This window comes from Luteococcus sp. H91, assembly GCF_038433135.1.
In the GTDB taxonomy this organism is placed as follows: Bacteria; Actinomycetota; Actinomycetes; order Propionibacteriales; family Propionibacteriaceae; genus Luteococcus.
Genome location: NZ_JBCDMV010000008.1, coordinates 185,125 through 206,140, shown reverse-complemented (window position 1 = coordinate 206,140; position 21,016 = coordinate 185,125). Strand labels below are relative to the sequence as shown.

General features: G+C 67.1%; 21 protein-coding genes. 6 read left to right on the top strand and 15 right to left on the bottom strand.

Annotation, left to right across the window (positions count from 1 at the left end):
- Window positions 1-17 precede the first annotated feature (17 nt).
- The 5 genes from rpsT to AAEX57_RS06195 form a co-directional block, all read right to left on the bottom strand.
- Window positions 18-278: a 30S ribosomal protein S20 gene (rpsT, locus tag AAEX57_RS06215; protein WP_342091378.1), complete on the bottom strand. Its 261-nt coding sequence runs from the start codon at window positions 276-278 to the stop codon at window positions 18-20.
- Between the two features lie 237 nt (window positions 279-515).
- Complete coding sequence (locus AAEX57_RS06210) at window positions 516-1,121, bottom strand: response regulator transcription factor (protein ID WP_342091379.1); 606 nt, start codon at window positions 1,119-1,121, stop codon at window positions 516-518.
- Window positions 1,118-2,347, bottom strand: coding sequence for a sensor histidine kinase (locus AAEX57_RS06205; RefSeq protein ID WP_342091380.1), 1,230 nt, complete (start codon window positions 2,345-2,347; stop codon window positions 1,118-1,120). The genes AAEX57_RS06210 and AAEX57_RS06205 overlap by 4 nt, the downstream gene beginning before the upstream one ends.
- 56 nt (window positions 2,348-2,403) lie before the next feature.
- Window positions 2,404-3,267: an ABC transporter permease gene (locus AAEX57_RS06200; protein WP_342091381.1), complete on the bottom strand. Its 864-nt coding sequence runs from the start codon at window positions 3,265-3,267 to the stop codon at window positions 2,404-2,406.
- Window positions 3,268-3,300: 33 nt separating this feature from the next.
- Complete coding sequence (locus AAEX57_RS06195) at window positions 3,301-4,242, bottom strand: ABC transporter ATP-binding protein (RefSeq protein ID WP_342091382.1); 942 nt, start codon at window positions 4,240-4,242, stop codon at window positions 3,301-3,303.
- Between the two features lie 144 nt (window positions 4,243-4,386).
- Here AAEX57_RS06195 and lepA point away from each other — a divergent pair, with 144 nt between their 5' ends.
- A complete protein-coding gene (gene lepA / locus AAEX57_RS06190) occupies window positions 4,387-6,360 on the top strand; it encodes a translation elongation factor 4 (RefSeq protein WP_342091383.1) in 1,974 nt (657 codons plus the stop codon).
- 25 nt (window positions 6,361-6,385) lie between these two features.
- On the opposite strand, the gene AAEX57_RS06185 is transcribed toward lepA, so the two are convergent.
- The 3 genes from AAEX57_RS06185 to AAEX57_RS06175 form a co-directional block, all read right to left on the bottom strand.
- Window positions 6,386-7,825 (bottom strand): AAA family ATPase, encoded by a 1,440-nt coding sequence (locus AAEX57_RS06185; protein ID WP_342091384.1) that lies wholly within the window; start codon window positions 7,823-7,825, stop codon window positions 6,386-6,388.
- 99 nt (window positions 7,826-7,924) lie between these two features.
- Window positions 7,925-9,415, bottom strand: coding sequence for an alanine/glycine:cation symporter family protein (locus AAEX57_RS06180; protein ID WP_342091385.1), 1,491 nt, complete (start codon window positions 9,413-9,415; stop codon window positions 7,925-7,927).
- 125 nt (window positions 9,416-9,540) lie between these two features.
- Complete coding sequence (locus AAEX57_RS06175; RefSeq protein WP_342091564.1) at window positions 9,541-10,044, bottom strand: rhomboid family intramembrane serine protease; 504 nt, start codon at window positions 10,042-10,044, stop codon at window positions 9,541-9,543.
- A 346-nt stretch (window positions 10,045-10,390) separates the two neighbouring features.
- Here AAEX57_RS06175 and AAEX57_RS06170 point away from each other — a divergent pair, with 346 nt between their 5' ends.
- Window positions 10,391-11,746 carry a GntP family permease gene (locus AAEX57_RS06170; RefSeq protein ID WP_342091386.1) on the top strand — a complete coding sequence of 452 codons (1,356 nt, stop codon included), beginning with the start codon at window positions 10,391-10,393 and terminating at the stop codon, window positions 11,744-11,746.
- A gap of 15 nt (window positions 11,747-11,761) precedes the next feature.
- Here AAEX57_RS06170 and AAEX57_RS06165 read toward each other — a convergent pair whose 3' ends face one another.
- Genes AAEX57_RS06165 through AAEX57_RS06155 form a run of 3 tightly spaced genes read right to left on the bottom strand, consistent with a single transcriptional unit; the run spans window position 11,762 to window position 14,840 of the window.
- Window positions 11,762-12,598, bottom strand: a complete 837-nt coding sequence (locus AAEX57_RS06165; protein ID WP_342091387.1) for a carbohydrate ABC transporter permease — start codon at window positions 12,596-12,598, stop codon at window positions 11,762-11,764.
- On the bottom strand, window positions 12,595-13,548 hold the full coding sequence (locus tag AAEX57_RS06160; protein WP_342091388.1) for a carbohydrate ABC transporter permease: 954 nt from the start codon (window positions 13,546-13,548) through the stop codon (window positions 12,595-12,597). The genes AAEX57_RS06165 and AAEX57_RS06160 overlap by 4 nt, the downstream gene beginning before the upstream one ends.
- Entirely contained in the window at window positions 13,548-14,840 is a 1,293-nt protein-coding gene (locus tag AAEX57_RS06155) for an ABC transporter substrate-binding protein (protein WP_342091389.1), read from the bottom strand. Before AAEX57_RS06155 ends, AAEX57_RS06160 begins: the two co-directional genes overlap by 1 nt.
- Window positions 14,841-15,136: 296 nt before the next feature.
- Between AAEX57_RS06155 and hemW the strand changes: the two genes are divergently transcribed.
- Window positions 15,137-16,315, top strand: a complete 1,179-nt coding sequence (gene hemW, locus AAEX57_RS06150; protein WP_342091565.1) for a radical SAM family heme chaperone HemW — start codon at window positions 15,137-15,139, stop codon at window positions 16,313-16,315.
- A gap of 1 nt (window position 16,316) precedes the next feature.
- Here the strand turns inward: hemW and AAEX57_RS06145 are convergent, their stop codons facing one another.
- Window positions 16,317-16,712 (bottom strand): type II toxin-antitoxin system VapC family toxin, encoded by a 396-nt coding sequence (locus tag AAEX57_RS06145; protein ID WP_342091390.1) that lies wholly within the window; start codon window positions 16,710-16,712, stop codon window positions 16,317-16,319.
- Window positions 16,712-16,978, bottom strand: coding sequence for a type II toxin-antitoxin system Phd/YefM family antitoxin (locus tag AAEX57_RS06140; protein WP_342091391.1), 267 nt, complete (start codon window positions 16,976-16,978; stop codon window positions 16,712-16,714). The genes AAEX57_RS06145 and AAEX57_RS06140 overlap by 1 nt, the downstream gene beginning before the upstream one ends.
- Before the next feature lie 65 nt (window positions 16,979-17,043).
- On the opposite strand from AAEX57_RS06140, the gene AAEX57_RS06135 reads away from it, so the two are divergent.
- Both AAEX57_RS06135 and AAEX57_RS06130 read left to right on the top strand, forming a co-directional pair.
- A complete protein-coding gene (locus AAEX57_RS06135; protein WP_342091392.1) occupies window positions 17,044-17,892 on the top strand; it encodes a DUF3097 family protein in 849 nt (282 codons plus the stop codon).
- Window positions 17,893-17,955: 63 nt separating this feature from the next.
- Window positions 17,956-18,738 (top strand): inositol monophosphatase family protein, encoded by a 783-nt coding sequence (locus tag AAEX57_RS06130; RefSeq protein ID WP_342091393.1) that lies wholly within the window; start codon window positions 17,956-17,958, stop codon window positions 18,736-18,738.
- A gap of 7 nt (window positions 18,739-18,745) precedes the next feature.
- Here AAEX57_RS06130 and AAEX57_RS06125 read toward each other — a convergent pair whose 3' ends face one another.
- Both AAEX57_RS06125 and AAEX57_RS06120 read right to left on the bottom strand, forming a co-directional pair.
- Window positions 18,746-19,633, bottom strand: coding sequence for an MBL fold metallo-hydrolase (locus AAEX57_RS06125; protein ID WP_342091394.1), 888 nt, complete (start codon window positions 19,631-19,633; stop codon window positions 18,746-18,748).
- Window positions 19,634-19,643: 10 nt separating this feature from the next.
- A complete protein-coding gene (locus AAEX57_RS06120) occupies window positions 19,644-19,811 on the bottom strand; it encodes a hypothetical protein (RefSeq protein ID WP_342091395.1) in 168 nt (55 codons plus the stop codon).
- A 169-nt stretch (window positions 19,812-19,980) separates the two neighbouring features.
- Between AAEX57_RS06120 and hrcA the strand changes: the two genes are divergently transcribed.
- A complete protein-coding gene (gene hrcA / locus AAEX57_RS06115; RefSeq protein WP_342091396.1) occupies window positions 19,981-21,006 on the top strand; it encodes a heat-inducible transcriptional repressor HrcA in 1,026 nt (341 codons plus the stop codon).
- The last annotated feature ends 10 nt before the right edge of the window (window positions 21,007-21,016 follow it).

Sequence of the window (21,016 nt, the reverse complement as noted above, 5' to 3'; positions counted from 1 at the left end):
AGACTGCGGGGCTCGGTTCAGAGCGAGGCGGCCTTGGTGGAGATGGCCGACTTGCGGTTGGCGGCCTGGTTCTTGTGGATGACGCCCTTGGAGACGGCCTTGTCCAGCGCGCGGTTGGCGGCGCTGGCCAGCTCGACGGCCTTGGTGTTGTCACCGGCGGCAACGGCCTCGTTGAAGCGACGCACGGCGGTGCGCAGACCCGACTTGATGGCTTTGTTGCGCTGACGAGCCTTCTCGTTGGTCTTGATGCGCTTCATCTGGGACTTGATGTTTGCCACGTGGATAACCCTTTGACTGGACTGGTTTGGAAGTTTCGGTGCTGCTGGTCTTGCTGGAGTGCGTCATTGGACGCGACTGGTCACACTACCAGCGCGGTACCCCCACGCTCAAATCCGGTCACGGGGCAACTAACGTGGCACCCCCCCCAGACGGCCCCCTGGTGAGCAGGGGAGGATGCAGGTCATGGTCGGGATCGTGGGGAAGGAGTGATCATCGCGTGGGGTGACAGCGACTTGCTAGATCCAGCCCTGCTTCTGGGCCAACCGGATCGCCTCGTGCCGGTTGTTGGTGCCCAGCTTGGCCACCGCCGACGACAGGTAGTTGCGCACCGTCCCGGCGGACAGGTGCGCCCGCAGGGCAATCTCCTCCACCGGGGCGCCGTCGGCGGCGTACTCCAGCACGTCGGATTCCCGCGGGGTCAGCGGGGAGTCACCGGCCGCGATCGCCTCGGCCGCCAGTTGCGGATCCACATGCCGGCCTCCGGCGTGCACCTCACGGATGACCCTGGCCAGGGTGCTGGCCGACGTCGTCTTGGGCAGGAAGCCGCGCACCCCCACACCCAGCGCCTTCTTCAGGTAGCCGGGCCGGCCATGGCTGGTGACGATGATGCAATTGCAGGCCGGGTTCACCGCACGGATCTGGCTGGCCGCCTCGATCCCGTCCAGACCGGGCATCTGCAGGTCCAGCAGGGCCAGGTCCGGCCGCAGCCGGGCGGCGGCCGCGACCGCCTCGGTGCCGCTGGCGGCGACCCCCACCACGTCGATGTCGTCGTCGAGCTCGAGCAGCGACGCCAGGGCGTCTCGAACCAGGGTCTCGTCATCGGCAATCAGGACACGGATCATCCGGGGAACTCCTCCTGGAGTGGTGAGGTGTGCTGGACGGGCAGGGTCACGGTGACGACGAAATGGCCGGCCACCAGACCGTGGCGAATACTGCCACCCAAGGGGGCCAGTCGCTCCGCCAGGCCCAGCAGCCCGGAGCCGCTACGCGAACCACCCCGAGCGCCCACCCCATCATTGGTGACGGTGAGCACCACCGTCTCACCGAGTTCCAGCGCAATGGTGCAGAAGCTGGCTTGCGCGTGTCGCACCACATTGGTGACCGCCTCGCGGACCACCCAGCCCAGGGCCTCCTGGGCCTGGCTCGGCAGAGCCGCCACCAGGTCGTCGCCCAGCACGCTGGGGTGCACCTCTGCGGCCACCAGCATCGCCCGGGCACCGGCCAGCTCCGCGGACAGATCCGCCTTCCGATAGCCCGCCACCACAGCCCGCATCTCCGCCAGTCCCTCGTCGGCGAGGGCATGGACGGCGGTCATCTCCTGCTGGGCCCGCTCGTGCCGCTCGCGCCGGGAAAGCTCGATCGCGAGCTGGCTCTTCAGCGCGATCGCCGAGAGGCTGCGGCCCACCACGTCGTGCAGGTCACGGCTGAACCGCAGCCGCTCCTCGGCAACGGCAAGCCGGGCGCTGAGGTTGCGTGCCTGTTCCAGCTCACTGACCACGCCCAGCATCCAACCGGAGAAGCGGCAGGTGTAGGCCATCAGCACGCTGAACAGGACGGGCCCGGGCGTGGTGAGGGCCACCAGTCGGGCGTCCATGCCCCGGGCGAGGCTGATCAGGGGCGGGAAGAGCGCAAGTGCGAGCATCATCGCGTGGAGCCGGCGAGCGGGCAGCAGACACCCCAACAGCGACGCGGGGGCAGTGGCGGCCAGGATGGCGATCGCATGCGGGGTGCCGTAACCGTAGCCGCCGGTGGGTAGAAGCAGCGCATTCCACAGCAGGTTCAGCAGGATCATCAGATGGAGGCCGGGGATCAGCCGGGGGTGCGGCGCACCTCGCCCCAGATAGACGTCCAGGGCCTGCCAGATGCTCGCCACCGCCGGCACGGTGGCGAACAGTGCCAGCGTGGCGCTGCCGACCAGCGCCCAGCCGGGCGTGACGACGTTGATCTGGGCGAGGCCGCCGAGTGCCATGAAGGGGCCCATCAGCAGGAAGACGGCGGTCGACGCCCGGGTTGCGCGGTCGAAGCGTTGCGGTCCGGTGCGGCCCAGCAACCGGTCGGGCAGACTCATGGCGTCCAGTCTTCCAGCCACGAGTCCACGCCCAACCGGTTGCAAGCCATGGGGTGTCACCGGCGCGGTTCCCACGCCATGGTGCGATTCAGGTACCAGGCACTCAGCACGATCCAGAAGACCATCACCCCGACGGGCTGCGCGGCGACCACCCAGCTGGCGCCGAAGTCGTGGCTCTGCTTGTCCAGAGTCGTGCCGTTCAGGCCGAGCATCACCAGTTCGGCCACCGGGGCCACCGGGAGCAGATGGGCGGCCCGCTCCAGTCGGTCCGGCAGCATCGACAACGGCAGCACCAGGCCGGAGATGGCAATGAAGAGCAGGATGCCGGGCATGGTGGTGAGCTGTGCGGCCTCGACGGTGCGGGTCGAGACGCCGGTCTGGAAGCTGCACAGGGAGAAGAAGATTGCCCCCAACACCAGGCCCAGCACCAGCAGCACGGGGTTGGTGAAGGTCGGCGCCCCGAAGACCACCGAGACCACCGCCAGCACCAGCAGCACTTGCACCAGGAAGATCAACACATTGGGCAGGGCCAGGGCGGTGAGGATCTCCAGCGTGCTGGCCGAGCCGGAGCGCAACCGCTTCAGCACCAGGGCCTCACGGCGGGCGACCACCGCAGTGGTCAGGTTGTAGTAGACCACCAGGCTCAGCCCGATCACGGCCAGGTTGGTGGTGAGCATGGTGGCCAGACCACCGCGCGGCATTGCGTCGGCCAGCTGCTTGATGATCGGCAGCTCGGCCATCATCAAGACCATCAACGGCCCCATGGCGACGGCGTAGAAGACGCTCACCTTGTTGCGCAGCATCATCCTCAGCTCGGCCAGGGCCAAGCCGCCGAGCCGACGGGGGCTGAAGCGGGCGGCCGTACGGGCTGGGGTGGTGGGTGCCGTGGTGGCGGCGGGCGGGACGAGTGTGCTGGTCATGGTCCTTATCCTTCTCGGTTCTGGGTGGGTGGTTCAGGCGGCGACGGGCGTGCTGGCGTCGGCGATGGACAGGAAGGCCTGCTCGAGGGTTGCGCTGCGTGCCTCCAGCCGGTCGAGCTGCACGCGGTGCTGATCTGCCCTGGCCAGCAGCGCGGCCAGCGTGACCTGCAGCTCGGTGGTCTCCAGCTCAACCCGGGCACCCGTGTGGTGGGGGACGGTGGTGAGCGCCGGCAGGTCACCGAGCGCCAGCCGGGAGGCGTCCGCGACCTCGAAGCTGATCCGGGCATTCTGGGTGGCGATGATCTCCGCGACGCTGCCCTGGCTGTGGATCGTGCCGTGATCCATGATCGCCAGCCGGGTGGCCAGCTCCTCGGCCTCCTCCAGGTAGTGCGTGGTGAGCACGACGGTGGTGCCCGCGTCCAGCAGGGAGCGGATGAGTTGCCAGGTAACCTGCCGGCTCTGCGGGTCCAGGCCGGTGGTCGGTTCGTCCAGGAAGAGCAGTTCGGGATTTCCCATCAGCGCCAGCCCCAGATCCAGCCGTCGCTTCTCACCACCCGAGAGGCTCTTTATCCGCACATCGGTCCGCTGGCTGAGGTGGACCTCGGCCAGGGTGCTGGCGACGGGGCGGGGGCGATCCAGCGTCGCATGCCACATGGCGGCCGTCTCCGCGACGGTCAGGTCGTCGCTGAAGCCGGCCTGCTGCAGCATGATTCCCATCCGGCCGATGATCCGGCTGCGCTCCCGGTAGGGATCGTGGCCCAACACGCTGACCCGGCCGCCCGTGGCGGGGGCCAGCCCTTCGAGTACCTCCAGGGTGGAGGTCTTGCCGGCGCCATTGGTGCCCAGCAGTGCAAACAGTTCCCCGGTGCGCACCTCCAGGTCGATGCCGCGGACGGCCTCGAAGCGGTCCTTGCCGCGGCCGTGGTGGCGGCGCAGCCCGGTGGCGGTGATGGCGGTGTCTGGTGTCGTCGTCATGTCTTCAATGCTTGCCCCGGCACGGACCGTCGAGTAGTGCGCGGATCCATCAAGATCAGATGACAGATGTCACGGGTGCGTCGGGCTCGGCGGGCATGAGAAGATGGCACGTCCCACCTGACGCACCACGAAGACGGGGAGTGCATGAGCGCGCCACAGCCTGGATCGACCGACCCGGCGATCATTCGCAATTTCTGCATCATTGCGCACATCGACCACGGCAAATCGACGTTGGCCGACCGGATGTTGCAGCTGACCGGGGTCGTCGACTCCCGGGCGATGCGCGCCCAGTACCTGGACCGGATGGACATCGAGCGCGAGCGCGGCATCACCATCAAATCGCAGGCGGTCCGGATGCCCTGGACCTGCCGGGGCCCCATTGATGGTGCGAAGGACCCCGTGGTGTCCGCGAGCGCAGCGAGCCTGGATGCCACGGAACATGGGGACGCGCGAGCAGAGCGAGTTCAAGGCAGTTCCGGGGGGTCTCTGGGGGGCGGAGCCCCCCAGACCTATGTGTTGAACATGATCGACACCCCCGGGCACGTGGACTTCACCTATGAGGTCTCCCGCTCGCTGGCCGCCTGCGAGGGCGCGATCCTGCTGGTGGACGCCGCACAGGGGATCGAGGCTCAGACCCTGGCCAATCTCTACCTGGCCATGGAGAACGACCTGCACATCATCCCGGTGCTGAACAAGATCGACCTGCCCGGCGCCATGCCGGAGAAGTACGCCGCCGAGCTGGCCGGCCTGATCGGCTGCGACGAGTCCGACGTGCTGCGGGTCTCCGCCAAGACCGGCGAGGGCGTGGACGGCCTGCTGGACGAGATCGTCAAGCAGATCCCCGCCCCGGTCGGCGACGCCGACGCCCCGGCCCGCGCGCTGATCTTCGACTCGGTCTACGACACCTACCGCGGCGTGGTGACCTATGTCCGCGTCGTCGACGGCGAACTGAGCCACCGCGAGAAGATCCTGATGATGAGCACCCGCGGCACCCATGAGGTGCTGGAGGTGGGCGTGATCAGCCCCGAACCGATCAAGTCGTCGGCGATCGGCGTCGGTGAGGTGGGCTACCTGATCACGGGCGTGAAGGATGTCCGCCAGTCCCGCGTCGGCGACACTGTGACGACGGTGAACCGCCCGGCGGCCAGTGATCTGGGCGGCTACCGGCACCCGAACCCGATGGTCTTCGCCGGCCTGTACCCGATTGACGGCAATGACTTCCCGGTGCTGCGCGAGGCGCTCGAGAAGCTGCAGCTGAACGATGCCGCCCTCACCTATGAGCCGGAAACCTCCGGCGCGCTGGGCTTCGGCTTCCGGATCGGCTTCCTGGGCCTGCTGCACATGGAGATCACCCGGGAGCGGCTGGAGCAGGAGTTCAACCTTGACCTGATCTCCACCGCACCCAACGTCGTCTATCGGGTGGTGATGGAGGACGGCAAGGAGTTCACCGTCACCAACCCGTCGGAATACCCCGAGGGCAAGATCGACAAGGTCTACGAGCCGGTGGCCAAGGCCACGATCCTGGCTCCCAGCGAGTACATCGGCACCATCATGGAGCTCTGCCAGACCAAGCGCGGGATCCAGACCGGGATGGACTACCTCAGCGAGGATCGGGTGGAGATCCGCTACATCCTGCCGATGGGCGAGATCGTCTTCGACTTCTTCGACGCGCTGAAGAGCCGCACCAAGGGCTACGCCTCGCTGGACTACGAGGTGGCCGGCGAGGAGGCCGCCGATCTGGTCAAGGTGGACATCCTGCTGCACGGCGACCCGGTGGACGCGTTCAGTGCCATCGTGCACAAGGACAAGGCCTATGCCTACGGCGTCGCGATGGCCAGCAAGCTGAAGGAACTCATCCCGCGCCAGCAGTTCGAGGTGCCGATCCAGGCCGCCATCGGCGCGCGGGTGATCGCCCGCGAGACCATTCGCGCCATGCGCAAGGACGTTCTGGCCAAGTGCTACGGCGGCGACATCTCCCGCAAGCGCAAGCTTCTCGAGAAGCAGAAGGAGGGCAAGAAGCGGATGAAGATGGTCGGCCGCGTCGAGGTGCCCCAGGAGGCCTTCGTCGCCGCCCTGCAGACGGGCGAGGGCGGCAAGGAGAAGGACGCCAAGAAGTAGCCGGCAGCGCGGGCCCTGGGAGGTTTCAGCAGCAGCCGAACTGTAGTGGCGCCACCAGTGCCGATTCGGGCGCCTCGGGGCGCCGGGCGCCCAGCAACACCCGGGAGAGTTCCTCGGAATCATCCAGCAGCCGATCGGTGGCGCGCACCAGGTGCTCGTCGCCCAGGGCCGTGCCCTCCACCGTGGACAGCAGGACGGCTCGGCGGATGAGCTCCTTGGCCAGTGAGGCCGTCGTCCCATCCAGGCGGGCGGCGGTGTGCTCCACCACGTCGTCGCTGAAGGCGTCATCGGGTGCGTAAAGGTGCAAGAGGGCGACGCGTCCCGCCAGCTCGGGCATCGGGATCTCCGCGGCCAGATCGACCCGCCCCGGCCGCTGGGTCAGGGCATGCTCCATGGCCTCCACCCGGTTGGTGGTGAGCAGGAAGGTGACATCGGCGTCGCCGTCGAGGCCGTCCATGGCATCCATCACCTCGAAGAGCAGCGGCTGGGGACCGTAGGACAGGTCCCGGTCCCCAGCGACGAGGTCCACGTCCTCCAGCACCACGATGGCCGGTTGCAGGGCACGGGCAACCTTGGCGGCCAGCCCCACCAGGCCCAATGAGCTGCCGGACAGCAGGACGACCGTGTGGTCGGTGGCCTCGGTGATCAGGTGGCGTAGCGTGTGGGTCTTGCCGGTGCCGGGCGGGCCGTAGAGCAGCACCCCGCGCTTGAGGTGCTGCCCCTGGGCCCGAAGGGCCTCGGCATGCTGGGCGATGCCCAGGGTGTGCTGCTTGATCCGCTCCAGCGTTCCCTCCGGCAGAATGACGTCGCCCTCCCGCACGGTGGGGCGGGGGACGAAGGTGATGCCGCGGGCCGTCTGCTCGTAGCCCGAGTCCTTGAGCGTGATCACCTGGCCGCGCAGCACGCTGTGCTCGGTGGCCAGTTCGCGGATCCTCTCCAGGACGGAGCTGGCGGTGGTGCGGTTGGGGCTCATCACCTCCAGGGTGCCGATGTCCTGACCTCGACGCGGGTTGGCCTCGCGCTCCAGCACGGCGACGGGCTGACCTTCGTGGTGGAAGAGCCGGATGCCGTAACCGAGGCAGGTTCGTTCGGTGGCGGGGGAGTCCGGCAGCACGGTGAAGTCGGGCTGGGCCACCGGCAGCGGCTGGCCGTAGGAGTTCTGCAGCAGGTCCGCCAAGGAGTTGTGGTAGCGCATGTCCCCGCCGCCGACGCCGATCAGCACCTGCTGCGGGTCCTGTTCGGCCAGCATCTGCAGGGCGATGTCGTGATCCACATAGCGGTGGCCGGGGACGTCCTCGGTCAGCACCGCCACATCGGTGGCGGGGCAGCCGAAGTGCGCACCCAGCCGGTCGACAAGGCGCTCGGTGGTGGAGGCCGGTGTGTACTCCTGCACGGCGTCGAGCAGGGTCTTGAGATGGCTGAGGATCTGGTCTGTGCTGGCCGCGGCGGGCGACGTCATCGTCATGGATTCAACGGTAGGGGGCACCACTGACAAAAACGCTGGGCCCGTGGTCGCCACCTGCTGCGACCACGGGCCCACCGTGTCCCCGAAAACTGCTCGGGGTCAGTCCGCGACGGTGATCGCGTCGGCGCCCTGCGGGTGGAACCACTTGCCGGCCTCATGGCCGTCCCGCTTGTGCCACACCTCGCCGGGGATGTCGTCGTCCATGAAGTCGTTCCGGTCCAGGTTGAACTGGGCGGTGACGGCATCCGGCTGGGCTTCGAAGTGCCGCAGGGTCTGGACGGCCTTCTTGCCCAGGAAGGCCAGGGCGACCAGGTTGGTCAGGGCCATGGTGGTCATGGCGACGTCGGCCAGGTCCCAGACGAAGACGAGGTCGGCGACAGCACCCAGCACGACGGAGCCGATGCTCAGCAGGCGGATGAACATGGCACCGGGCTTGCCACCGCGCAGGAAGTCCATGTTGATCTCCGCATAGGACTCGTTGCCGATCAGCGTGGAGTAGACGAAGGTCAACAGGATGATGGAGAAGACCGGGCCAACCCAGCCGCCCAGCGAGAACTCCAGCGTGCGCTGGGTCAGCGTCGCGCCGGCATCGGCCTTGGTGGTGACGCCGGGCGTGTAGAGGGACGGGTCCGAGAGCATGATCACCAGCGCGGTGGCGGTGCAGACCAGGATGGTGTCCACGAAGACGCCCAACGACTGGATCAGCCCCTGGTGCGCCGGGTGGCTGGTGGTGGCCGCAGCGGCCGCGTTCGGCGCCGATCCCTCACCGGCCTCGTTGGAGTACAGGCCCCGCTTGATGCCGTTCAGCATGGTGGCGGCCAGACCCCCAGCGGTGCCGGACAGGGCCTCGTCCAGGCCGAAGGCGCCCTTGAAGATCTGCATGAACATGTGCGGGACCTCGGGCAGGTTGACCGCGATGACCGCCAGGGCGAGCAGCAGGTAGGCGAGGGCCATCAGCGGGGCCATCCACTCGGTGGCCCTCGCGACGGACTTGACGCCGCCCAGTACGACGGCGCCCGTGGCCGCGGCCAGGGCAAGGCCGGTCCAGATGGGGGCGATGCCATAGGTGGCCTTCACCACGCCGGCGATCGTGTTGGCCTGGACCATCTGGTACGCGAAGCCGAAGGTGAAGATCAGGAAGATGGCAAACAGGATGCCCAGTGGGCGGTTCTTCATGCCACGCTGCATGTAGTAGGCCGGGCCACCGCGGAAGGTGCCGTCGGTGTGCGGCACCTTGTAGAGCTGGGCCAGCGTGGCCTCGATGAAGGCGGTGGCCATGCCGAGCGAGGCCATCACCCACATCCAGAAGATGGCGCCCGGGCCACCCAGGGCCAGGGCAATCGCGACGCCGGCGATGTTGCCGGTGCCCACCCGGGAGGCCAGCGAGATGCAGAAGGCCTGGAAGGAGCTGATCCCGTCACCCGCACCGGTGCGGGAGTCCAGCGCAATCCGGAACATGGTTCCTAGCCGGCGGAACTGGATTCCGCGGGTCCAGATGGTGAAGACGAGTCCGGCCGCGATGATCGCGACGATCAAGACCCAGCTGAGCTGGGAGTTGAGCCATCCAACGAGGGAATGGATCTGGTTCATGAGGGCCTGCCTGTTGGCTCGGATCCGTGCACCACAGAGTGGGGGGTTGCACGAATGACGGAGATGTCAGGGGGAAATCTCACCACACCCGGGGCCCCAAATTCGCATCAAACCCCGTGACACGCTCACCGACGGGTGCCGCGATGCAGCCACCACGCGGCCAGGACGCCACCGATCGCGCCGCCAAGATGGCCCTGCCAGGAGATGTTGGGCTCGGTGGGGAGCACTCCCCACAGCACGCTGCCGTAGACGACGAAGACCACCAGGCCGATCAGGATCTGCTTCCAGTCACGGCTCCACCAGCCGCGCACCAGCAGGTAGCTCAGCCAGCCGAAGACCACACCCGAGGCACCCAGGGTGATGGTGCCGGGCGGCGACAGCAGCCAGGCGGTGATGCCGGACGTGACCATCACCACCAGCGTGGTGGCGATCCAGCGTCGCAGGCCGGACATGGCCACCAGGAAGCCCAGCACCAGCAGCGGGACGGAGTTGTTGGCCAGGTGCTGCCAACCCCGGTGCAGCCACGGCGCGGTGAACAGCGCCCACAAACCCGTCGGATCCCAGGAGCGCAGGCCGAACTGGTCCAGGGCGTGCAGCATCAGGGTGTCCAGCGTCTCCAGCACCCACATCACGCCGACCGGCACTCCGGCGAGCAGCGTGGAGGAGCGCACCCGACTCTGCCGCTGGCTCGCTGGCAATGGGGCCGGGCGGGGCGTCTGGTAGGGATTCGGGCGGGCCGGCGGCAGGCTCATGCCTCCAGTGTGGCCCGGCGGGGCAAACCCCACGGGAACTGTCGGTTGCACGTCGGGGGCCGCTCAGCACAGGCTCAGCAGCGGCAGGCGCCTGCTCCGGGGGGCAACCCGGTGGCGAGCTGGGCGGGGAGCCGCTGCTAGTCTTTGGCCTCCGGTCGCCAACGACGGCGATCGGCACTGCCACAAGTGCACTTCCTAAGTGCACTTCCACCAGGGGGTTCGCGTGCTCGTCCTGCACACCGTGATCGCGATCGCCGCGGTCGTCATCCTGATCATCAAGTTCAAGATCGATCCGGTGATCAGCCTGATCGTCGGCTCGATCTATCTCGGCCTGGCGGGTGGCGTGGGTTTCCCCGGCACCGTCGAGGCAATCACCAAGGGCTTTGGCAGCATCATGAGCAGCGTCGGTCTGTTGATCGGCTTCGGCGTCTTGATCGGCTCATTGCTGCACACCACCGGCGCCTTCACCAAAATGGTGCGGGCCCTGCTGAAGGTCTTCGGGCCCACCCGGATCCCCTATGGCCTGGCGCTCGCCCTGGCCACCGTCTTCCCGTCGATCTATGTCGACGTGCAGGTGGTGCTGGCGGCGCCGGTGGCCCGGCAGGCGGCCAAGCACATGGGCCCCAATGGCCTGGCACTGGTCTCCGGCGCGCTCGGGATCGGCATCTTCTCGGGTTATGTCTTCGTCGTGCCGGGGCTCTCGGCCATCTCGATCGCCGGGCTGATGAACATCTCGCTGGGCAAGTACCTGCTCTTCGGCATGGTGATTGGCCCGGTCACGGCCTTGCTGACGGTGATCCTCTTCCGGCAGTTGCTGCGCTTCGGCTGGTGGAATCCGGCCAAGGACGAGGAGGAGAACGAGGCACTGCTGGAGTCGGAAGCCCGGGCCGAGGCCGCAGAGGCGGGCGATTCGCCCGTCAAGACGCCGCCGCTCGCGCTCAGCCTGCTGCCGATCGCCGTTCCCCTGGTGATGATCGCCTTCGGCGCCTTTGCCGAGCTGTTCAAGTTCAGCAACCAGTTCATCGACTTCCTGGGCAATGCCAACATCGCGCTGTTCGTCGGTCTGCTGATGGCCTTCGCGCTGTCCCGGCGCACCGTGGGGGCCTCCGCCGCCAATGAGGCCTTCAGCGACGGACTGCAGACCTCCGGCGAGATCCTGCTGGTCACGGGCATCGGCGGTTCGTTGGGTGCCGTGATCAAGGCCACCGGGCTGGCCTCGGTGCTGGCCGGTATGTTCGACGCCGAGGCGGGTGCCCCGGTGGTGGTGAGCATCCTGCTGGCCTGGTTCATCGCCGCGGTGCTGCACCTGGCGATCGGCTCGGTCTCCGTCGCGGCCATCACCGCGGCCGGGATCATCGCCCCGCTGCTGGGCCAGCTGGACGTCAATCCGGTGGCCGTCGGTCTGGGCATCGCCTCCGGATCGCTGTTCGCCCTGCACGTGAACAGCAACTTCTTCTGGATGTTCAAGGCGCTGCTGGGGCTCAGCACCCAGGGCAGTCTGAAGACGATGACGACGGTGACCACCATCGGCTCGCTGATCTCCCTGCCCATGGTGATCGGCATCGGGCTGGTGGCCTGACCCCCGCCTGCAGCGCTACTTCATCCCGGAGGTCTCCACGCCTTCCACCAGGTAGCGCTGCAGGAAGAGGAAGACACCGACGACGGGGATGATCGCCACCAGGGCGCCGGTGAACAGCACCGGGTAGTTGACGCCCTGGCTGGTCATGAACTGGCTGAGCGCCACCTGCGCGGTGCGGGTCTTCTCCCGGCCCACCAGCAACGGCCAGAGGAAGGCATTCCAGCTCCCGATGAAGGTGATGGTGCCCACCGCGCCGACGATCCCCAGCGAATTGGGGGCAACCACCCGCCAGAAGGTGGTCCACGGGTTGGCGCCGTCGATCATCGCCGCCTCCTCCAGGTCTGCCGGGAAGCCCAGGAAGCTCTGCCGGAACATGTAGGTGGCGAAGGCGCTGAACATGCCGGGCACCACCAGCCCGCGGAAGGAGTCGATCCAGCCCAGCTGGGCGGTCATCACGAACATCGGGATGAAGGTGACCGAGGCCGGGACCATCAGCGTGAACAGGGTGAAGCCCAGCAGGATCCGCGACAGCCGATTGTCGTAACGGGCCAGGGCATAGCCGGCCAGCAGGGCGATCAGCACGGTGAGTGCGGTCTGGCTGACGGCCATCACCGCCGAGTGCCACAGTGCGGCCACCATCCCGACATTGTCGTCGGCCAGCAGCGCGTTGAGATTGGTCAGGTCCAGCTGGTCCGGCAACCACTTCCACCGGGCGGCGGTGATCAGCTTGTTGGAGGCGAAGGCATTGCGCAGTAGGACGTAGAAGGGCAGCAGGAAGAAGACCGCCAGCATGCTCAGCAGCGTGTAGCGGGCCACCTGCAGCCCACGGCCGCGACGGGAGGAGACGATCACTTCTTGCCCTCCTTGCGTTCACTGCGGGTCACGAGCCAGTTCTGCAGCAACCCGAAGAAGACGATCAGCGCGGTGATGATCATGGTGCCGGCACCACCCAGGCCCAGATCCTGCTGGCCGCCGCCCAGGCTGATCAGGTACAGGTGCACCAGCGGGGGACGGGCATAGGGCGGGTAGGAGCCCATGGTGCCCAGCACGTTGAAGAACTCGTCGAAGGCCTGGAAGGCGCCAATCAGCAACAGCATCAGCACCGCCACCGAGGTGGCGCGCAACTGCGGCAGGGTGATGTGCCGCAGCAGCTTCAGCCCCGACGCGCCGTCGATGGCGGCGGCCTCGTAGGTCTCCCGCGGGACCTTGTTGAGCCCGGCGATGAACAGGATCATGTAGAAGCCCGCCTGCAGCCACAGCCGCAGCGTCACCAGCACCAGCCAGTACCAGGAATTGGTGCCGCCCAACCAGTTGACATTCTCCCCACCGAGCTGGCGCAACAGCGAGTTGGCCAGCCCGAAGCGGGTGCCGCTGAAGAAGCTCAAGCGCCAGATCATGGCGGCGATCACATAGCTGACCGCCGTCGGGATGAAGAAGACCGAGCGGAAGAAGGCCTGGCCGGTCTTGATCCCGTCCAGCAGCAGCGCCAGCGACAGGGAACAGACGAAGGTCAACGGCACGATGAAGGCGCTGAAGCCGATGAAGGTCAGGATCGAATCCCGAAAGAGCTGGTCACCCAGCAGGTAGCGGTAGTTGGCGAGCCCGACGAATTTCGTCGGGGTGACCGTGTTGCGGGCGTCGAAGAAGGAGAGGTAGGCACTCCAGAGGATCGGGATGTAGACGAACAGCGCCAGGCCGATGATGAAGGGCGCCACGAAGGCCAGGAACCACCAGTTGCGTCCCTGATGGCCGCCGAGGCGACGCACCAGGGACGCACGTGGAAGCTGCGGGCTGGCGCTCATCAGCCCTTGATGCGCTTGAGTTCGGCGGCCACCTTGGTGCCGACGGCTGCCATCTCCTTGGCCGGATCGGCCTTCTTCTTCACCACATTGCTGACGGCGGCGCTGAAGGCGTCGGCCATGGCGCCGGACCACAGGATGTCGCTGGCGGGCTTGCCGAAGTCGGCCAGGATCTTGGCGGCTTCCGCACCCGCACCCTCGGCGAGCTTGGTGCACCGGGGTGCCAGCTCACCCTGGGCGGGGACGTGGGTGCCGAAGTTGTTGGCGAATTCCACCTGGTAGTCGGTCTGGTCCACCCACAACCACTTCACGTACTGCTTGGCGGCCTCAACATTGGCCCCCTTGGCCGCGACGCAGGCACCGAAGGAGCCGAACATGGTGGCCTGCTTGCCCTTGCTGCCGATGGCCGGGAAAGGCAGCACGCCGAAGTCGTCGCCCAGCGCCTTCTGGATGTCGGTCATCGACCACAGGCCACCCCACTGCATCGCGGTCTCCTCATTGGCGAAGGGGGAGCCGTCGTACCAGTCCTTGCTGGCGCTCTGCAGCAGGGCGCCCGAGGAGAACAGGTCGCGGAAGTCGGTCAGCGCCTGGTAGAAGGACGGATCCAGGAAGCCGGCCTTGGTCTTGTCCTGGTCGAACCAGTCATTGCCCGACGCATAGAGCAACGCGGTGGCGATCGGGCCGATGCCGTCGTTGCCGACGAACAGGCCGCCAACATCCTTGGTCTTGACCTTCTTGGCGGCATCCACCAGTTCGGTGAAGGTCTTCGGCGGCTGCACGCCGGCCTTCTCCAACAGGCTCTTGCGGTAGTACAGCAGGTGCATGTCCACCACCTGCGGCAGGCCGTAGATCTTGCCCTCGTAGCTCATCCGGTTGATCAGCTCGGCATTGAACTTGCCCTTGGCCTCGCCGACGACGTCGGTCAGGTCGGCCACCTGGCCGGCCTTGATCAGGTCGATGCTGGGGCCCATCTCCGCTTCGAAGACGTCCGGGATGTCCTTGGTCAGCAGCGCGGCACTGAGCAACTTGGCGTAGTCACCGGCATTCCACTTCACCGTGACCTTGGCCTTGTCATAGGCGGCCGCGTACTTCTTCACGGCGTCCTGCGTGCCCTGCTCGCCGTACTCGTGGTACCAGTGCGTGAGCGCGGGCCCGGAGGAACCCCCAGCGGAGCCGGAGGCACTGGGGCCGGTGCTGGCTCCGATGCCCCCCTTGTTGCTGCCGCAGGCGGCGAGCGCGCTGGTGGCTGCAGCGGCACCGGCGAGGGAGATCAAATTGCGACGTGAGAGCTTCATGCGCTGATCATAGTTCCCGATCCGCTTGAAACTTTGAGCTTTCCACACTCGTCCGTCGGCTGCTCCAGCTCGGCGAGCCAACCATGATCCGCGCGGGTGCCGAGGGGTCAGCGGCCAACCCTGCAAGGGTTGCGCACTGGTACCACCGCGCTGTGACGGCTGAGCGTGCCTCCCGCTGGAGTGGAGCTGCACTGATGGTTGATGCGCAACCCTCGCAGTGTTGATCTTGGAAGGCTGCCCCCGGCGGCTGGCAGTACGCTGGCCCGGTGCCTTCCGTGCTGCCCGATGGTGAACCCGTGCCCGACGACGGGGCCTTGCCCGCCTCCGCCCTGGCTGAGCTGCCCGGCACGCCGCTGAGCATCTACCTGCACGTGCCCTTCTGTGCCACCCGCTGCGGCTACTGCGACTTCAACACCTACACGTCCAATGAACTGCAGGGCACCGGCACCGCGGACTACCTGCGCGCCGCGCATGCGGAGATCGACCTGGCCCGACGGGTGCTGGGTGATGACCTGCCCGCCGCCAGCACCGTCTTCTTCGGCGGCGGCACCCCCACCATGCTCACCGGCGGCGAACTGAGCGGTCTGTTGGGCCATGTCCGCGACGCCTTCGGCCTGCAGCCCGACGCGGAGGTCACCACCGAGGCCAACCCGGAGACGGTGACCCCCCGCCTGCTGGAGGATTTGCTGGACGGCGGCTTCACCCGGATCAGCCTGGGGATGCAGTCCGCGCGCCCGCACGTGCTGCAGGTGCTGGAACGGCGGCACACCCCCGGCCGGGCGGTGGAGGCGGCCAAGCTGGCCCGCGCTGCTGGTTTTGCTGACGTGAGCCTGGACCTGATCTACGGCACACCGGGGGAGAGCCTGGAGGATTGGTGGGCCAGCCTGGATGCCGCATTGGAGGCCGAGCCGGAGCACGTCAGCGCCTATGCCCTGATCGTCGAGGACGGCACCCGGCTCGCCAACCAGATCCGTCGCGGGCAACTCCCGATGACCGACGACGATGACCTGGCCGACAAGTACCTGCTGACCGAGGACGTGCTGACCGGCAACGGTTTCGAGGCCTATGAGGTGAGCAACTGGTCCCGCGGCGTCGAGCACCGTGCCCGGCACAACATGGCCTACTGGCTCGGCCACACCTGGTGGGGGATCGGCCCCGGCGCGCACAGCCACGCCGGGGGAGTGCGCTGGTGGAATGTGAAGCACCCGCGCAGCTATGCCGCGGCGCTGGACGCCGGCCGCACCCCGGGGGCCGGCCGGGAGATCGTCTCCGCCGAGGACCGACGGGTGGAGCGGGTGCTGCTGGAACTACGCCTCTCCGACGGCCTGCCGTGGGAGGTGCTGACGGATTCTGAACTGGGGCGGGTCCCGTCCTTCGTGGAGCGGGGCCTGGCCCGGATCACCCACGACCGGCTGGTGCTCACCCTGCAGGGTCGTCTGCTGGCCGACGCCGTCATCCGGGACCTGCTGGACTGAGTCAGGCGCCTGGGGAGAGCACCGGGATCCCGATCCGGCAAAGGACATCGATCATCTCCCGGTCATAGGTGATGATCTGGTCAACGCCAAGGAACAGGGCGGTGGCCACGTGGATCGCATCGCCAGCCTCCAACCCCCAGCGCGCGCTCGCGCCGATGACGAGATGCTCTCGTGTGATGTCAACCAGAGAGACATCAGCCAGCAGTTGACCAACGAAGGCTGCCGGAATCTCGGCCCGTCGAGTAGCTGCGCAGTGAAGCTCGGTGTGCAGGAGCCACGAGGAAACAAGCTCATCGTCGGTGTCGGCAAGGTCGTCGACGGTTTGACGCAGGGCATTGCTCTCTGGCTCGGCAATGATCGCCTTCATGGCAGCCGACGTGTCGAGATAGGTGGTCATCACTCACCGCGCACGTCAGCCAGGATCTCTTCAGTCGTCACGTCAAGGGTTGGCGCATCAGCGAAGGCTTCTTGCCAGCGAACGCGTTTCGTTGCTGGGCGTACCTTGCCCTGCAAGCGCAGGCGCTCCAAAGAGTCGGTCACGGGAGGTGAGACGGTTGCGGCCAGTTGACCATTGTTGGTCACATCAAAGATCTCGCCGGCGTTGACGCGGCGCAGGATCTCGGCGCTGTTGTTGCGCAACTCGCGATGCGTAATCGTGGCCATGTAGCAAATGTAGCAAGTAGCTGCTTGCCCGAGAAGGTGTCAGTGCTCGGGTAACCTCGTCCGACGTGGATCGCTACAACAGGGACGTGCTGAGCAAGGGCTGGCAGAAGGCCGGCAAGCCGCAGACCATCGACATGCCGATGGAACTGGGGATGATCGTCGAGGAGCCGTCGACGGGTTTCGCCGGCGAGATCGTCAAGTGGGAGAACGGCGTCGTCGTGCTGGAGAACTACAAGCTGAAGCGGCGCTCCTTCCCCGTCGGGCCGGGCTTCGTCGTGGAGGGCCAGCCGGTGAAGCTGTGTGTGCCGCCGCGCACCGGCAAGGCCGAACGGAAGTACACGGCGTCCGGCTCGCGGGCTAGCGAAAGGACCGTCGCCAAGGTGGCGCTGCCCAGCCGGATCTACGTCGAGGGCCGGCACGACGCGGAACTGGTGGAGAAGGTCTGGGGTGATGACCTGCGCCACGTCGGCGTCGTCGTGGAGTACCTGGGTGGCATCGACGACCTGGTGGGGATCGTCGCCGAATTCAAGCCGGAGAAGGGGCGACGCCTCGCGGTCCTGGTGGACCACCTGGTCACCGGCTCCAAGGAGTCCCGGATCGCCAAGGACGTGGCCAAGGGCGGCTACGGGGATTTCGTGATGATCGGCGGACACCGGTTCATCGACGTCTGGCAGGCGATCAAGCCCGAGCGCGTCGGCTTGAAGAAGTGGCCCGAGATCCCGATGGACGTCGACTGGAAGAAGGGCACGCTGGCGGCACTGAACCTCCCGCACCAGGACCAGAAGGACGTCGCCCAGGCCTGGCAGGCGATCCTCGCCCGGGTGAGCAGTTTTCGAGACCTGGAACCCAGCTTCAACACCGAGGTGGAGAAGCTGATCGACTTCGTCACCCAGGACCACATCGAACAGATTTGATCAGACGGGCGGTGTGGCTCGCCCCGCGATGCACTCTTGGGCCCCACTGCATAGGCTGTTGGCATGGTGACTACGCAGGATGTGCTCGAGCTGATGCAGCGAGTGGCCGCGGAGGTGATCACCCCGCGTTTCCGCGCGCTGGCGGCTGGCGAGGTGGAGCAGAAGAAGCCGGGCGACTACGTCACCATTGCCGATCGCGAATCCGAGGTGCTGCTCACCCGGGAGCTGCGACGGATGTTCCCCGACGCGCTCGTGGTGGGCGAGGAGGCCTGCTTCAACCAGCCCGAGTTGGAATACACCCTGGCCGGGGCGGCGCATGGGTTCACCGTCGATCCGGTGGACGGCACCAAGAACTTCGTCGCCGGCAGCCCGGACCATGCGGTGATGATCGCGGAAGTCGTCAATGGTGAGCAGACCCGCGGCTGGATCTGGCAGCCCGAGCACGAAGTGTCGTTCGTCGCGGAGAAGGGTGCCGGGGTGGAGCGAAATGGCGAGCGGCTGGTACGCAACCCCCTTCCCGAGCTGCCCGTCGGGGCCACCAGCAAGCACCGTCGGCATGGTTTCGATGGTGAAGGTGTGCTGGCTCCGGTGGAGCGCTCCGCCTGGTGCTGCGGGATCGACTACCCCAAGCTGCTCACCGGCGAGCTGGACTACCTGGTCTACAGCCAGGTGCATCCGTGGGACCACCTGCCCGGCACCCTGATGGTGCGTGAGATCGGTGGTGCGGCCCGACGCTGGGGCGGCGTCGACTACACCCCCGACTGGCCCGGCCCGGGGCTGCTCAGCGCCGCGACACCGGAGCTGTGGGATCAGGTGCAGTCCGTCTGGGGAGAACCGGATCTGTGAACCGGGGTCAGTTGACCAGCGGGAGGAACTTGCTCTTGGTCACGCCCTTGGCCTCCAGCGTCCGGTAGAGCCAGGGGAGCGCATTGGCGACGGCCTGCGGTGCGAATGGCCAGTCCACCTGACGCTCACCATTCAGGTCGGCGATCACCTCGTCCATGCTCATCCCGTTCTTGACACAGTCCTCGGCGGCGGACCAGAGCTTGGAGATCGCGGCCCGCTGGTTGGTCACTTCTTCCAGCGTGGCGACCGCCCCGTGGCCGGGGATGAACAGCGCATCCTCGCGGGCATTCTTCACCACCCCGTCGATCGCCTGCGGCCAGCTGTCGACGTGCGAATCCGGCCCCACCATCGGATCCGACGAGGTCTCGATCATGTCGCCGGTGAAGACGATCCGGGCGTCAGGGATCTGTACGAAGAGGTCGGAATCGCTGTGCCCCGGGCCCAGATGGACCAGCTCCACCACGCGGTCGCCCAGATCGATGGCGTGCAGGAAGCTGATCGGCGTGCCGGGGGCCACCAGCTCCGACGGCTCGAAACCCAGATCTCGTCGGATCACGTCGGGATCGACGTCGGGATCATTGCTGCCGTCCAGGTGCGCGGCCAGGTTCTCGTGGCCGATGCTGACCACCTCCGGCGCCTGGGCGTGCACACCGGCCAAGCCGTAGAAGTGGTCGAAATGCGCGTGGGTGACGACGACGTGGGTGACGGGCCGCCCGGCCAGGGCCTCGGCAGAGGCGGCCAGCTCATGGCCCTGGGCGGGGGAGGAGCCACAATCCACCAGCAGCACTCCGGCTTCGCCGATCACCAGGCCGGCGTTGACGGCGGCGGGTTGCAATTGCGCCACGTAGACGTTGTCACGGACAGGCTGCCAGTCACCGATCGAGAATTCACGCATGCGCCCGAGCCTAGCGCCGGGCGTCGAGCGTGTTCACTGTCGGTGCTGCCAGCAGAAGCTTGTCAGTGGTCACCAGGGTTGGTCCCTCCGTGGCTGCCTGGGCACAGATGAGACGGTCGAAGGGATCTGTGTGATCGGGCTGCACCGCGTCGATCTGCCGAGCGAAGGTGGTGGCCACGGGCAGCTCCTGCAGGCCGGAGGACTCCAGTGGTGCGAAGAAGGCCGGGGTGACGGTCAGCCGCCCCAGCGACGCCTTGAAGCGTCTGGGTTGGGGCTGGGGTGTTCCGGGCGCGTATGCTGGCACTCGCTCCGGGTGAGTGCCAAGATTTCGACGTGAGGAGGGGATGATGCTCGACGATCGCAAGATGGACGTGCTCAAGGCCATCGTCACCGACTATGTGTCCAGCAAGGAACCCGTCGGCTCCAAGGCCTTGGTGGAACGCCACCAGCTCAATGTCTCCCCGGCCACCGTCCGCAATGACATGGCCGTGCTGGAGGAGGAGGGCTACATCACCCAGCCGCACACCAGCGCCGGGCGCATCCCCACCGACAAGGGCTATCGGCTCTTCGTTGACCGATTGGCGACGGTCAAGCCGCTCTCGCCGGCGGAGAAGCGGGCCATCCAGACCTTCATGGCCGGCGCGCTGGACCTGGACGACATCGTCACCCGCACCGTCCGGATCCTGGCGCAGATCACCCAGCAGGTGGCGATCGTGCAGTACCCGATCAGCTCGTCGGCGCAGGTGCGCCACATCGAGCTGGTCAGTCTCACCTCGGATCGCGTACTGGTGATCCTGATCAATTCCACCGGGCGGGTGGACCAGCGCTCCGTGGAGCTGCCGATGCACTCCGAGGAGTCGCTCGCGGAGCTGCGGGGCAGGCTCAATGCGGCCGTCGTCGGGCTGACCCCGGCGCAGGGTGCCGATCGGCTGGCCAGCCTGCTGGCGGAACTGCCGCCCACCATCGCCCGCACCTCGGCGAACACCCTGGTGGCGACGGTGCTGGAGATGCTGGCCGATGACCCGTCGACCCGTGTTGCCGTGGCCGGAGTGCCCAACCTGAGCCGCTTCGGTGACCAGTTCGAGACCACCGTCCGCCCCGTGCTGGAGGCCCTGGAGGAGCAGGTGGTGCTGCTGCACCTGCTGGGTGAGGCCAGCACCGGCCTGGCCGGTGACGTCACGGTACGGATCGGTCAGGAGAATCCCTACGAGCGGCTCCAGTCGACATCGTTGGTGGCCAGTGCCTACGGTTCCCCTGACGAGTCGTGGGCCAGTCTGGGAATCGTTGGACCCACCCGAATGGACTACCCCTCAACCATGGCCTCGGTACGCGCCGTGGCCCGCTATGTTGGCCGCTTCCTGGCAGAAGGATGACTTTCACACC

What these genes read in the sequence shown, in the direction of transcription:
- AAEX57_RS06200 (WP_342091381.1), bottom strand. Translation starts at nt 3,267, where the DNA reads ATGACCAGCACACTCGTCCCGCCCGCCGCCACCACGGCACCCACCACC.
- AAEX57_RS06140 (WP_342091391.1), bottom strand. Translation starts at nt 16,978, where the DNA reads ATGGCCACGATTACGCATCGCGAGTTGCGCAACAACAGCGCCGAGATC.
- AAEX57_RS06130 (WP_342091393.1), top strand. Translation starts at nt 17,956, where the DNA reads ATGGTGACTACGCAGGATGTGCTCGAGCTGATGCAGCGAGTGGCCGCG.
- AAEX57_RS06205 (WP_342091380.1), bottom strand. Translation starts at nt 2,347, where the DNA reads ATGAGTCTGCCCGACCGGTTGCTGGGCCGCACCGGACCGCAACGCTTC.
- AAEX57_RS06195 (WP_342091382.1), bottom strand. Translation starts at nt 4,242, where the DNA reads ATGACGACGACACCAGACACCGCCATCACCGCCACCGGGCTGCGCCGC.
- AAEX57_RS06175 (WP_342091564.1), bottom strand. Translation starts at nt 10,044, where the DNA reads ATGTGGGTGCTGGAGACGCTGGACACCCTGATGCTGCACGCCCTGGAC.
- AAEX57_RS06125 (WP_342091394.1), bottom strand. Translation starts at nt 19,633, where the DNA reads ATGCGTGAATTCTCGATCGGTGACTGGCAGCCTGTCCGTGACAACGTC.
- lepA (WP_342091383.1), top strand. Translation starts at nt 4,387, where the DNA reads ATGAGCGCGCCACAGCCTGGATCGACCGACCCGGCGATCATTCGCAAT.
- AAEX57_RS06185 (WP_342091384.1), bottom strand. Translation starts at nt 7,825, where the DNA reads ATGACGATGACGTCGCCCGCCGCGGCCAGCACAGACCAGATCCTCAGC.
- AAEX57_RS06145 (WP_342091390.1), bottom strand. Translation starts at nt 16,712, where the DNA reads ATGACCACCTATCTCGACACGTCGGCTGCCATGAAGGCGATCATTGCC.
- AAEX57_RS06210 (WP_342091379.1), bottom strand. Translation starts at nt 1,121, where the DNA reads ATGATCCGTGTCCTGATTGCCGATGACGAGACCCTGGTTCGAGACGCC.
- AAEX57_RS06160 (WP_342091388.1), bottom strand. Translation starts at nt 13,548, where the DNA reads ATGAGCGCCAGCCCGCAGCTTCCACGTGCGTCCCTGGTGCGTCGCCTC.
- AAEX57_RS06180 (WP_342091385.1), bottom strand. Translation starts at nt 9,415, where the DNA reads ATGAACCAGATCCATTCCCTCGTTGGATGGCTCAACTCCCAGCTCAGC.
- hrcA (WP_342091396.1), top strand. Translation starts at nt 19,981, where the DNA reads ATGCTCGACGATCGCAAGATGGACGTGCTCAAGGCCATCGTCACCGAC.
- AAEX57_RS06155 (WP_342091389.1), bottom strand. Translation starts at nt 14,840, where the DNA reads ATGAAGCTCTCACGTCGCAATTTGATCTCCCTCGCCGGTGCCGCTGCA.